This window comes from Austwickia sp. (assembly GCA_016699675.1).
GTDB lineage: Bacteria > Actinomycetota > Actinomycetes > Actinomycetales > Dermatophilaceae > Austwickia.
In genome coordinates, this window is sequence record CP064985.1 from 1705436 (window position 1) to 1718266 (window position 12831).

10 protein-coding genes are annotated in these 12831 nt (G+C 72.6%); 6 read left to right on the forward strand and 4 right to left on the reverse strand.

All coding sequences use genetic code 11. The features are described 5' to 3' along the window. Positions 1-2: 2 nt before the first annotated feature. Entirely contained in the window at positions 3-2189 is a 2187-nt protein-coding gene (locus IPK37_07855; GenBank protein QQS02229.1) for a malate synthase G, read from the forward strand. 94 nt (positions 2190-2283) lie between these two features. Further along, positions 2284-3435 carry a Fic family protein gene (locus tag IPK37_07860; GenBank protein ID QQS02230.1) on the forward strand — a complete coding sequence of 384 codons (1152 nt, stop codon included), beginning with the start codon at positions 2284-2286 and terminating at the stop codon, positions 3433-3435. Here the strand turns inward: IPK37_07860 and IPK37_07865 are convergent. The 3 genes from IPK37_07865 to IPK37_07875 all read right to left on the reverse strand — a co-directional run bounded on the left by IPK37_07865 (position 3432) and on the right by IPK37_07875 (position 5593). Beyond that, positions 3432-4343, reverse strand: coding sequence for a transketolase (locus IPK37_07865; protein QQS02231.1), 912 nt, complete (start codon positions 4341-4343; stop codon positions 3432-3434). The genes IPK37_07860 and IPK37_07865 overlap by 4 nt on opposite strands. After that, a complete protein-coding gene (locus IPK37_07870) occupies positions 4340-5065 on the reverse strand; it encodes a transketolase (protein ID QQS02232.1) in 726 nt (241 codons plus the stop codon). Before IPK37_07870 ends, IPK37_07865 begins: the two co-directional genes overlap by 4 nt. A gap of 90 nt (positions 5066-5155) precedes the next feature. After that, positions 5156-5593, reverse strand: coding sequence for a MarR family transcriptional regulator (locus IPK37_07875; protein QQS02233.1), 438 nt, complete (start codon positions 5591-5593; stop codon positions 5156-5158). 126 nt (positions 5594-5719) lie between these two features. Here IPK37_07875 and IPK37_07880 point away from each other — a divergent pair, with 126 nt between their 5' ends. After that, positions 5720-8134 carry an MMPL family transporter gene (locus IPK37_07880; GenBank protein ID QQS02234.1) on the forward strand — a complete coding sequence of 805 codons (2415 nt, stop codon included), beginning with the start codon at positions 5720-5722 and terminating at the stop codon, positions 8132-8134. Between the two features lie 31 nt (positions 8135-8165). Here the strand turns inward: IPK37_07880 and IPK37_07885 are convergent, their stop codons facing one another. Then, entirely contained in the window at positions 8166-9122 is a 957-nt protein-coding gene (locus IPK37_07885) for a MerR family DNA-binding transcriptional regulator (GenBank protein QQS02235.1), read from the reverse strand. 183 nt (positions 9123-9305) lie between these two features. On the opposite strand from IPK37_07885, the gene IPK37_07890 reads away from it, so the two are divergent. From IPK37_07890 to IPK37_07900, 3 genes are all read left to right on the forward strand, one after another. After that, positions 9306-10331 (forward strand): NAD(P)H-binding protein, encoded by a 1026-nt coding sequence (locus tag IPK37_07890; protein QQS02746.1) that lies wholly within the window; start codon positions 9306-9308, stop codon positions 10329-10331. Between the two features lie 940 nt (positions 10332-11271). Next, on the forward strand, positions 11272-12378 hold the full coding sequence (locus IPK37_07895; protein QQS02747.1) for a Rieske 2Fe-2S domain-containing protein: 1107 nt from the start codon (positions 11272-11274) through the stop codon (positions 12376-12378). Further along, positions 12378-12818 carry a hypothetical protein gene (locus IPK37_07900; GenBank protein QQS02236.1) on the forward strand — a complete coding sequence of 147 codons (441 nt, stop codon included), beginning with the start codon at positions 12378-12380 and terminating at the stop codon, positions 12816-12818. Before IPK37_07895 ends, IPK37_07900 begins: the two co-directional genes overlap by 1 nt. Positions 12819-12831 lie beyond the last annotated feature (13 nt).

Genomic DNA, 12831 nt, shown 5'->3' on the forward strand with positions numbered 1-12831 from the left:
CGATGGCCACCGAACAGATCGCCGGACTGACCGTCGCCGCGGAACTGCGCGCGTTCGTCCGCGACGAGGCCCTGCCCGGCACCGGGATCGCCGAGGACGACTTCTGGTCGGGCCTCGCGGGGATCGTGGCCGACCTGGGACCGGTACGCCGGGAGCTGCTGGCCACCCGCGACCGGATCCAGGCGGCGCTCGACGACTACCACCGCCAACACCCCGGCGCGCCGACCGACCAGGCGGCGTACCAGGCGTTCCTCGGCGAGATCGGCTATCTCGTGCCGGAGCCCGCCGACGTCGCGGTCACGACCGCGAACGTCGACCCCGAGATCAGCGCTCAGCCGGGGCCGCAGCTCGTCGTACCGCTCCTCAACGCCCGCTTCGCCACCAACGCGGCGAATGCGCGGTGGGGCTCGCTGTACGACGCCCTTTACGGCACCGACGTCCTCCCGGAGACCGACGGGATGGCCAAGGGCGACGCCTACAACCCGCGGCGCGGCGCCGCGGTCGTCGGGCGGGCGCGGGCCTTCCTCGACGCGCACCTGCCGCTGGCCGACGGCACGCACGCGACCGCCGGGGCCTACCGGGTCGAGGGCGGCGGGTTGGTCGTCGAGCAGCAGGACGGTACGTCGAGCGCGCTGGCGGACCCGGCGCAGTTCGTCGGGTACCAGGGGGACCCAGCCGCACCCACCGCGGTCCTGCTCAAGCATCACGGCCTGCACGTCGAGGTCGTCATCGACCGCGCCGGGCCGATCGGCGCCACCGACCCGGCCGGCGTGCAGGACGTCGTCCTGGAGTCCGCGGTGACCACGATCATCGACATGGAGGACTCCATCGCGGCGGTCGACGCCGCGGACAAGACGGCGGCGTACCGGAATTGGCTCGGCCTCATGCATGGCACGCTCGCCGAGGAGGTCACCAAGGGCGGCCGCACCTTCCGGCGCACGCTGAACCCGCCGCGGGTCTACACCGCCCCGGACGGCGGGGAACTGACCCTGCCCGGGCGGGCGATGCTGTTCATCCGCCACGTGGGCCACCTGATGACCACCGACGCGGTGCTCGACCCGGACGGCGAGCCGATCCCGGAGGGCTTCCTCGACGCGCTCGTCGCCTGCCTGGGCAGCGTGCACGACCTGCGCGGCGAGCGCGCAGGCGGCAACTCCCGCGCCGGCTCGATCTACGTGGTGAAGCCCAAGATGCACGGGCCCGACGAGGTGGTGCACACCGTCGAGCTGTTCCGCCGTACCGAAGCGGTCCTGGGCCTGGCGCCCGACACCATCAAGGTCGGGATCATGGACGAGGAACGGCGTACCTCCGCCAACCTCAAGGCCTGCATCGCCGCCGCGAGCAGCCGGGTCGTCTTCATCAACACCGGATTCCTCGACCGCACCGGCGACGAGATGCACACCTCGATGCTGGCCGGGCCGATGATTCGCAAGGGCGCCATGAAGTCGACGCCGTGGATCGCGGCGTACGAGGACCAGAACGTCGATATCGGCCTCGAATGCGGGCTGGCCGGGCGGGCGCAGATCGGCAAGGGCATGTGGGCCGCTCCCGACAACATGGCCGACATGCTGGAGCAGAAGATCGCCCACCCGCGGGCCGGGGCCACGACCGCTTGGGTGCCCTCGCCGACCGCGGCGACCCTGCACGCGCTGCACTACCACGAGGTGGACGTGCTGGCCCGGCAGCGGGAACTGCTGGAACGGGGCCGCACCCAGGGTCGCCGGGCCACGCTGGAGCAGCTGCTGACGGTGCCGATCGGCGACCCCGCGGACTGGTCGGAGCAGGACCGCCGCGACGAGGTCGACAACAACGTGCAGGGGATCCTCGGGTACGTCGTGCGCTGGGTGGACGCCGGGGTGGGCTGCAGCAAGGTGCCCGACCTCAGCAACACCCCGCTGATGGAGGACCGGGCCACCTGCCGGATCAGCTCCCAGCACGTCGCGAACTGGCTGCACCACGGGGTCGTCGACGCCGAGCTGGTGGAGGACAGCTTCCGCCGGATGGCGGCGAAGGTCGACGAGCAGAACGCGGGCGACCCGACGTACGTCCCCATGGCCCCCGGCTTCGACGGCGAGGCCTTCGCGGCGGCCCGCGACCTGGTGTTCAAGGGCCTGGAGCAGCCGAGCGGCTACACCGAGCCGCTGCTGCACGCCCACCGCGCGGCGCAGAAGGCCCGCTCCCGCGCCTGATCCCGCACCCCTGTCCTTATGTCTCTATCATTGCGACAATCCACTCGAAGGCGCTACGGTGGTGTCGCAATGATAGAGACATAAGGACATCGACATGACGCTCTTCGGAACGCCGAACCTCGACCTCGAGGATCAGGGCGTTCTCGCTGAAATCCACGAGATGCGGGACCGGGCCGCGGAGGGCTTCCGAGCGCCGCGCCGCTGGACCGGGGGACTGCGCCGGACCACCCAGGCGCGAGCGATCCAAGGGTCGAACACCATCGAGGGCTACACGGTGACCGACGACGACGCGCTCGCTGCGGTCGATGATCAGGAGCCGTTGACGGCGGACCAGCGGACCTGGGCCGAGATCGTCGGCTATCGACGGGTCCTGACGTACGTCGTGAACATGGCGGTGGATCCGGCGTTCGAGCTCACCGAGCAGACGCTGCGCTCGCTGCACTTCATGCTGCTCGATCACGACCTGACGAAGGGGCCTGGGCAGTTCCGTACCGGAACCGTCTACGTCGGCCGCGAGTCGGACGGCGCGACCGTCTACGAGGGGCCGCCTGCCGAGCTCGTGCCGTCCTTGGTGGGTGAGCTGATGACGGAGCTGCACGGGCAGCAGGACGATGCGATGGTGCGGGCCGCGATGGCCCACCTCAACCTCGTGATGATTCATCCCTTCCGAGACGGCAACGGTCGGATGGCGCGGGCTCTGCAGACGCTGGTCCTCGCGCAGGACAGGGTCCTGGAGCCGACGTTCTCCAGCGTCGAGGAGTGGCTGGGGCGCAACACCGATGACTACTACCGGGTGCTCGCGGCCACGGGCCAAGGTGCGTGGCACCCCGAAAACGACGCTCACCTGTGGATCAAGTTCAGTCTTCGAGCCCACCACATGCAGGCGCAGACGCTGACCCGACGCATGGAGGAGTCCACTCGTCTCGGCAGCGAACTTCTCACCCTGCTGGCGGACACCCGCCTGCCGGAGCGCGCCTTCGATCCGCTCTTCGACGCTGCGATGGGTCTGGTCGTACGCCGCCCGACGTACGTCAAGCGGTCGGGGATCGAAGAGCGCACCGCGACGCGGGACCTGCGGGCGCTCGTCGATGCGGGGTACCTGGAGGCTCGCGGCAACACTCGCGCCCGGTTCTATGTCGCGGCCGGTCACCTTGCCGAGATGCGGGCGGACTCCCGTCGGCGCAGGCAGGCGCTGCGCGATCCCTACGATTGGTTGCCCGGGGAGCTGGCCCGGCTGACGCGTTAGCGGGCCCGAGCCGCGGTGAAGGCGTCGATGCTCGCCCGCAGGCCTGCGGCGTCGAGGCCGTGCGCGGCAATGTGCTCAGCCGGGGTGCCGTAGTGGCGGTGCTCGGCGCGGCCGACTCCGAGGGCCAGCAGCCGGTGCGGGACGTCGATGAGGGCGTCGGCGACCACCCGCGACGACGTACCGGCGAGCCACGGCTCGACGAGCACCACCTCCGCGATCGCGGATGAACCCAGCGCCGCCCGCAGGCCGGCGGCGTCGAAGGGCCGGATCGTCGAGGCGTAGAGCACGCTCGCGTCGGTGCCCTCGGTGGCGTCCAGCACCGCGTCGAGGACCGGCCCGAGGGCGATGACGATGGGGCCGGGGCCGGTGCCGCCCCGCCGTACGACGTGCAGGCGTGGCCCCACCGGGAACGAGTGGGTGTTCGTCTGGCCGACGACCCACACGTAGTGCAGCCCGTCGCCCGGCACGACGGCCCGCAGGATCTCATCCACCTCGCGGGTGGTGCCCGGGGCGTGCAGCTGCGCGTTCAGGGTGTCCATGAGCGCCATATCCCCCGGCGACTCGTGCGTCCGGCCGCCGGCGACGATGTCGAAGGAGCCGTCCGCGCCGACCAGCACGCCGCCGACCCCCTGGTGCCCGAAGTCGAGCTTGATCTGCTCGAACGCGCGCTCTACCAGGAACGAGCCGAAGGTGTGCGCGATCGGGCGCAGCCCCGCCAGGGCCATCCCGGCGGCGGTGCTCACCAGCGCCTGCTCGCGGATCCCGACGTTGACGACCCGCTCGGGGTGGCGGGCGGCGGCCTCGGCGAAGAACTGGCCGGAGATCTCGGCCCACACCAGCGCGGTGCGCTCGCCGTGTTCGATGAGCTGACTCACGGTGGCCCCGAACTGCTCGCGCGGGCCCATCACTTCGCCCCCACCATCGCGACGACGGCGGTCGGGCGGCCCGCTGCTGGCGCGGTCAGCGCCGACTCGAGCGCGTCGTGATCCCGGCCGTCGACCTGGCTGGCGGCCCAACCGTTGGTGGCGAAGCGGGCGGCGATGCGGCCCGGGACGCGATAGGACGCCGAGGCATTATCGATGACCACACACTTCAGCCGGTCCAGGCCGAACGCCGCGGCCAGCTCGATCGCCTCGGCGTTGCTGCCCTCGTCGAGCTCGGCGTCCCCCACCAGGACCACGACGCGCGACCCGATGCCCTGGGCCCGCAGGCCCAGCGCCGTGCCCACGGCCAGCGGCAGGCCGTGCCCGAGGGAGCCCGACGAGATCTCCACCCCCGGGACGAGCAGCCGGTCCGGGTGCATGCCGAGCGGGGAGTCGTAGCTCGCCCAGGTGTCGAGCCAGTCGGCGGGGATGAAGCCTCGCGCGGCGAGGACGGCGTAGTACGCCATGGGGCCGTGCCCCTTGGACAGGTAGAACCGGTCCCGGGCGGGGTCGTCGACCCGGTCGGGCGAGACGTCGAGGACGCGCTCGTAGAGCACCCGCAGGACGTCGAGCGTGGAGGTGGCGGCGGCGGAGTGCTTCTCGTCGCCGGTCATCCGGGTCATCAACCGGGCCACGGTGTCGGCCGTGGCCGTGGCCGTGGTCGTGGCCGGTATCGGTGTCGGTGTCGGCAAGATCTGTGTCGTCATGCGCCGAGCTTGGAAGATCAAGTGGACTTGAGGTCAAGCCCGCCGTCCCGAGATGGGCACAGGGCGTTCTCGACCGCCGGCGGCGAGGAGTCAGAGGACGGCGCGCACCGCGGCGATGGCGCCGCGCAGGTAGCGGTCCACGGCCGCGCGCTCCGTCGCATCGAGGGAGGAGTCGACCGCGGCCAGCCCCGCGAACATCGGCGCCAGCATGCGCAGCATCTCGGTGCGCCCGTGGTCGGTGAGGACCACCTCGGTGCGGCGGCCGTCGCCGGGGTGCGGACGCCGTACGACGTGGTCGTGCATGACGAGACGATCCACCACCCCCGACGATGCCGCCGTGGTGACGCCGAGCCGGCGCGCGAGTTCGGCCGGCCCCAGCGGCGCCTGCGCGAGGTGGCGCAGCGCGTGCAGCTCCGAGAGGGACAGCCCTTCGCGGCGGGCGACCGCAGCGGGCGCCGCACCCGAGAGGTCGATTAGCTCCTGCAGCGCGGCGAGCGTGGGCGTGTGCGACCAGCCGTGCTGGCCCATCGCGTCGACCGGCGACGAAGGTTCGACGGCATTCGTGTCCGGGGGCGGAAGGCTGGTAATTTACTTCACCTACTTAGCAACATGGTAAGTAATCTCCCTAACGATACCCGCGCGAGGTGCAGTCGCATGGCCCGATCCACCCGATCCCGCGGGGAGAGCCCCGGATCCCACGGCGACGGCCCCCGGCCCGTCGAGACCGATCGCGGCGGTGCCACTGCTACCGCGCCCGCTGCGCGGCGCCTGGGGCGCGGGATTCTTGCCGGAGCGATCCTGCTGGTCCTTGCCTGGCTGGCCATCGGCAGCGTCGGTGGCCAGTCCATCGGCAAGTTGTCCTCGCTGCAGAAGAACGACAACGCCTCGTTCCTGCCGGCGGACGCGGAGTCCACCCGGGTGTCCGAGGCGCAGGCCGCGTTCGCCCAGGACAAGACGCTGCCGATGATCGTGATCGCCGAGCGGGACCGGGCGCTCTCCCCCTCGGAACTCGCGGGCGCGCAGTCGTTCGCGGCGTCGCTGCCCGGGCGCGCGCTGGCGCTGGATCATCCGGCGACGATCGCCGACTACCTCACCAGCCCGCGGGTGGCGGCCGTCCCGAGCAAGGACGGCAAGGCCTTCCTCGTGGTGCTCCCGCTCAACACTGAGAAGGCCTCCAAGGCCGACGGAAAGACCACTCCGCTGGCTCAGATCGCCACGACGCTGAAGGCGGCGGTCGCGGACGACCTGCGGCCGCAGGGCTACACGGCGTACGTCACCGGCCCCGGCGGTTTCATCTCCGACCTGGTCACGGCCTTCGGGGGCATCGACGGCATCCTGCTGTTGGTCGCCCTCGGGGTCGTGCTCGTCATCCTGCTTGTCGTGTACCGCAGCCCGGTCCTCCCGTTCGCCGTGCTCCTCACGGCGGTCTTCGGCCTGTCGGCGGCGGGCTTCGTCGTCTACCGGGTCGCCGAGTCCGGCCACATCACCGTCAGTGGCCAGAGCCAAGGGATCCTGTCGATCCTCGTCGTGGGCGCCTCGACCGACTACGCGCTCCTCCTCGTCGCCCGCTACAAGGAGGAGCTGCACGACTCCGAGTCCACCTGGGAGGCCCTGAAGATCGCCTGGCGGGCCACGCTGGAGCCCATCGTCGCGAGCGCCGCGACCGTGATCCTCGGGCTCCTGGCTCTCACCCTGGCCGAACTCAAGGGCACGTCGGGGCTCGGCCCGGTCGCCGCGCTGGGGATTCTCGGCGCGCTGCTGTCCGCGTTGACCTTCCTGCCCGCCGTGCTGCTGCTCGGCAGGCGCTGGATCTTCTGGCCCTCGATCCCGCGGGTGGACCACGTCCATCGCGCGGACGCCATCAACCGGCGCAAGGGCTGGGGCTTCGTCGCCCGGGTCGTCGGGCGCCGGCCCCGCGAGACCTGGGTCTTCACGACGCTGGTGCTCCTCGCCGCCGCCTCGCAGTTCACGACGCTCAAGGCCGACGGCATCGCCCAGTCCGACATCTTCCTCACCAAGGTCGACGCGGTCACCGGCCAGGAGGTGCTGGCTCGGCACTTCGACGCCGGGTCCGGTAGTCCGATGCTCGTCCTCGCCCCGCAGGATGCGGGCCAGCGAGTCGTCGAACGGCTCGGCAACGAGGCCGGGGTGACCTCCGCCAGCGTGGTGCCCGCCGTAGCCGCCCCGCCGGCTGGCGCGCCTGGGGCTCCGACCGGCGCACCCAACGGCACACCCGCGCCGCCCCCCGCACCCACCGGTGCGCCCACCGGCGCGCCCGGGGCACCCAACGGCACACCCGCGCCGCCCCCCGCACCCAAGGTCGTCGACGGCCGGGTCCTGGTCCAGGCCACCCTGACCGACGCGGCGGACAGTCCCGCGGCGGCGGACACGGTACGTCGGGTGCGGGCCGACCTCAAGGCCATCAGCCCGGACGTGCTCGTCGGGGGGCAGACCGCGCAGACGCTCGACGTGCGCACTTCGGCGGACCGCGACATCAAGGTGGTTATCCCGGCCATCACCGCCATCGTGTTCGTGGTCCTGGTGCTGCTGCTGCGTTCCGTGGTGGCGCCCCTGCTCATCGTCGCCGCGAACGTGCTGTCGTTCGGCGCCACCATGGGCATCTCCGCGGTGTTGTTCAACCACGTGTTCCGGTTCCCGGGTGGTGACCCCACGACGGTCCTCTACGGGTTCGTGTTCCTGGTCGCGTTGGGGGTCGACTACTCGATCTTCCTCATGACCCGGGCTCGTGAGGAGGTCGGCCGGCTCGGCCCGCGTAAGGGGGTACTGACCGCGCTCGCGGTCACGGGCGGCGTCATCACCAGCGCTGGCGTGGTGCTGGCCTCGACCTTCGGGGCCCTGGCCATCCTCCCGCTGCTCTTCCTCGCCCAGATCGCCTTCATCGTTGCGTTCGGCGTGCTGCTGGACACGTTCGTGGTCCGCTCGCTGCTGGTGCCCGCAGTGGCCGTGGATCTGGGGCGGTGGACGTGGTGGCCCGGCGCCACGAGCCACGTGCGCGAGCCGTCCCACGCGGACTCCGATCGGGGTCTCGACGTCTCAGAGCGCCCATAGCGCTCCGATCGGAGAGCGCGGGGACGCCCGGCTACGCCCGCAGGTCCTGCAGGTCCTGCAGGCCCAGGGTCCGGCGCAGCGCCCGGGCTTCGGTGACGATGTCGCCGGGGAGGGTCGGTACGGGGATCCCCAGCGACGCCGTCCGCCGGGCCGCGGGCCCGCCGATGGCGGTCGGCACTCGCTCGGCGAGGGCGGCCACGTCCAGAGCGGCGGAGCGCAGCGGCGCAGGCCGTGTCGCCGAGAGCACGACGGCTGCGGGCGGGTCCTTCCGGGCCAACGCGGCCAGCGAGCCGAGCGGGGTATTCGCGCCGAAGAAGCGCACCGCCCAGCCCTCCTCGGCGGCCACCAGCCCGAAGGCCATTAGCCCGAGGTCGTGCAGCTCGCGCCCCGGACAGGCGAGCCAGAGGCGGGGCGCGTCCATCGCCAGGGCGCGGCGCTGCCGGGCGAGCAGGGCGCTGCGCACCAGGTTCCCGGCGAAATGGGCATGGGCGATGCTCAGGGTCTCCGGATCGTCGCGGCCCACGGCCACCGCGCGCAGGATCGGCACGACGATCTCATCGACGAAGTCGTCGGTGGCCAGCCGGTTCGAGGCCTCCGCCAGCAGCCGGCGTACCAGCGGCTCGTCCAGCTGGGCGCACCCGCGCAGCAGGCCCGCCCGCCACTGCTCGCGCTGCCCGGTCGACACCAGGTCGTCGGGCTCGTCGCCGTCCCGACCGGGAGCAGGCGGCACGGGATCCGCGGCGCCGGGGGCCGCGTGGGGCAGCCGGCGCAACACCAGGCGAGCGGCCTCCCCGGCGGGTGCCCCCTGGCCGATCCGTTCCCGCATCTCCTCGCCGCGGCGCACGTCGGCGGCGTCGTACAGTCGATATCCGCCGTCGGTGCGCAGCGGACGGAACAGGCCGTAGCGGCTCTCCCAGGCGCGCAGGGCGTGCGTGCTCACCCCGAGGTGCGCCGCCAGCTGACCGACGCGGAGGAGCCCTTCGCCCATAGCCGTTCACGGTAACGCCGGGCCGGCGCCGGTGTCCGGCGAACCACCACAAACGTTAGACAAAGATTCAACAGAGCGGCCTTGCCTGGAAGAGTGGCCGATATGTGTGCTCAGCCCGAAAACGTGACGGCCCCCGACGGTGACCGCGGGTCGGCGCCGCCGGAGCCGGTGCGCAGGGTGCTCGTGACCGGCGCGACCGGGTACGTCGGGGGGCGGCTCGTCCCGAGGCTTCTGGCGGAGGGCTACGACGTACGGACGACGGTGTCCGACCGGAAGTCCAGCCAGCCGGCCTGGTGGTCCGACGAGGTCACGACCGTCGAGATGGACATCACCGACGCCGACCAGGTCGACGCGGCCTGCGCCGGAGTCGACGCGGTGTACTTCCTCGTGCACGGCATGGGCGGCGACGACTTCGCGGCGAAGGACCGGCAGGCGGCGCAGAACGTCGCCGACGCCGTGGCCAAGCACGGCATCGGCCGCGTCGTCTACCTCTCCGGCATCGTCCCGCCGGTGCCGGCCGAGGAGCTGTCCGAGCACATCGCCTCGCGCCTGGAGGTGGAGCGGCTGTTGTCGGCGTCGCCGGCCACCGTGATCACCCTGCGGGCCGCCGTGGTGATGGGCAGCGGGTCAACCTCGTTCGAGATCATCCGCCAGGTCAGCGAGCGGCTGCCGGTGCAGACCATCCCCGACTGGATGAACTCGTGTGTGCAGCCGATCGCGGTCGTCGACGTGGTGGAGGCGCTGCTCGGAGCCCTGACCGTGGACGCTCCGACGGGGCATTACGACGTGGGCGGACCGACGTCGCTGCCCTACGGGGAACTGCTCGACCGGTACGCCGAGCTGGCCGGGCTCACCAGGCCCCAGGTGGTCGTGCCCTTCCTCCCGACCGACCTCGTCGGGGTCCTGGTCGGCGCCATGACCGACGTCCCCGACACGACGGTCCGCGCGCTGGTCGAGAGCCTGCACCACGACATGGTGGCCGCCGACGACCGGTTCCGGGTGCTGCTGCCGCCGGACCACGACCTCCTCGGCCTGGACGACTGCATCCAGCGCAGCCTGGCGCCGGAGCGGCCCGATGTGCCTGCCGCACAACGCGACCCGATGGGGCCGATGCCGCAGGACCCGCACTGGGCCAGCGGAGGCGACGACCGACCCTTCGCGGCTAAGGTCATGGACACGGCCCGGGCCATGCTCCCGGGCGACGCCTAACCGAGGACTCCAGCGAGCCGTGTCCACCTTCCGAGAGGGCGCCCGCATGCACCGTATCGGCCCCTTCGTCGCGGGTCCCCGCGCGGCCCGACCGACGCGGCCGGCACCGTCGCCAGCGGCGACGTCGCAGACACCGCCCACACCGCCGTACGGCGACGCCCCGGTCCCGCCGCCAGGGACCGGCCCGACCGCGGACCTGACCCCGGGGCGCCGGATGGCGCAGGCGCTGACCCGCGAATTCGGCACCACGTACTACTGGGGCACGGCGTTCCTGCCCGCCCACCGGCGCGAGGACGTCTACGCGATCTACGCCCTCTGCCGCCTCGCCGACGACATCGTCGATGAGCCCGACGGCCCGGACCGCATCGGCCTGACCGTCGCCCCCACCGCGGGCCCGCAGGAGCGCCTGGCGGCGTTCGTGGCGCGATTCTTCCGGGCCTGGGAGACCCGGTGGGACGCCCACCCGCTCATGGCGGTGATCGTCGACACCGCGCATCGCCTGGCGCTGCCGCGCGACTGCTTCGAGCGGTTCTTCGGCGCGATGGCCCTGGACCTCACGCGCACGACGTGGTCCTCGTGGGAGGAGCTGCGCGACGGCTACATGGAGGGCTCCGCCGCCGTCATCGGCGAGATGATGCTCCCGGTTCTGGAGCCGACGAGCCCGGCCGCCAAGCCCGCGGCCCGGGCCCTGGGGCTGGCGTTCCAGCTGACGAACTTCATCCGCGATGTCGGCGAGGACCTCGATCGCGGCCGGGTCTACCTGCCCGCGGACGAGTTGGCCGCGCACGGCGCCGACCCGTGGCTTCGCAGGGTCACCCCCGAATGGCGCCGCTTCCTGGCGGCCCAGATCGCGCGCAACCGGGAGCTCTACCGCGACGCCGAGCAGGGCCTGGCGATGCTGCCGCCCACGTCGGCGCGGTGCGTGGGGGCGGCGCTGGCCATGTACTCGGCGATCCTCGCCCGGATCGAGCGCGCCGACTACGACGTGTTCGCCGGCCGGATCCGAGTCCCCTCGGCCGCCAAGGTCGCGCTCGCCGCGCGCGTCCTGGCCGCCGGGACCGGCGAGGCGGCCGCGCCGTACGAGCCGCGGATCCCCGTGCGCCGGGTCCCTCGGCCGCCGGCGGCGGAGCTGAGCTCTACGTGGCGCCAGGCCGCGGTGCCCCGGATCGAGCGGGCCCTGGCGGCCGCCACGCGGCGGGACCCCGGCGGCTGGTACGTCGTGGGTGCGAGCCCCGATCTGCGCGCGGGCACCTCACTCGTCCGAACCGTCGCGGGTCGCGAGGTGGCGCTCTGGCGCACGGCCGACGGGACGCTGCGCGCCGGGCCGGGCGCCTGCCCCCACATGGGGGCCAGCCTGGCCGGGTGTGCCGTGCTGGGTGAGGACGTCGTGTGCCGCTGGCACGGCCTGCGCCTCCCGGGGGAATGGCCTGGGGCCTGGCCCTTGCTGCCGGCGTACGACGACGGCGTGCTCATGTGGATCCGGCTCGAGCAGCCCGGCGAGACCCCCACCGAGCGGCCGGTGCTGCCGGCGCGGCCGGACCCCCAGCGGGCGCTGGCGGCCGTCTACACCCACGCGGCGCGCTGCGAGCCCCAGGACATCCTGGCCAACCGTCTCGATCCCTGGCATGGCGCGTGGTTCCACCCGTACGCCTTCAGCCACCTCGAGGTCGACGAGCACGCGAGCACCGACGAGTGCCTGGTCACGGACGTGACGTTCCGGCTCGACCGGACCTGGGGCGTGCCCGTGCGCGCCGAGTTCACCTGCCCGGACGCGCGCACCATCGTCATGACGATCGTCGCCGGCGAGGGCGCCGGCAGCGTTGTCGAGACGCACGCCACGCCCATGGGACCCGACGCGTCGGGGCTGCCCCGCACCGTCATGACCGAGGCGACGGTGGCCTGCTCGGATCGGACCGGCTTCCGGGTGGCCCGCGGGGTGGCGCCGCTGGTGAGTCCGCTCGTACGGCGTACGCAGGGGCGCCTGTGGGTCGACGACATCGCGTACGCCGAGCGGCGCTACCTCGTGCGCACCGGCAGGATCGGGTGATGAGAATCCCCTCGCGCGCGATGGTCGCGCTGCGGTTCGTCGCCACCCTGGTGCTGTCGGCCCTGATCGCGCAGGCCGGTTGGGCGGCGGCGTACCTCGGCGGGGACCGCGGCTACCTGCGGCATCACTCCGTCGGCGCGGGCGTGACGCTCGCGGTGTGCGTCGCGAGTGCGGTGGCGTACGTCGTGCTGCGGCGCGCCGCCGGCCCGGTGAACGTCACCCTCGCGGTGCTGTTGGCCGTGGCCGTCGGGTGCCAGTACGCCCTCGGCGAGTCCGGCGTCGTCGGGGTGCACATCTTCGTCGGGGTGCTGATCGCGATGCTGGGCACGGCGCTGACGTCGTGGACGTATCGGCACGACGACGGCGCGGCACCGGCGTGGGTGGCCGGGGCTATGGGGTCGGCCGGGTCGGCCGAGGGCAGGGGGCGGCCCCGTGCCTGACGCGTGGGACCCC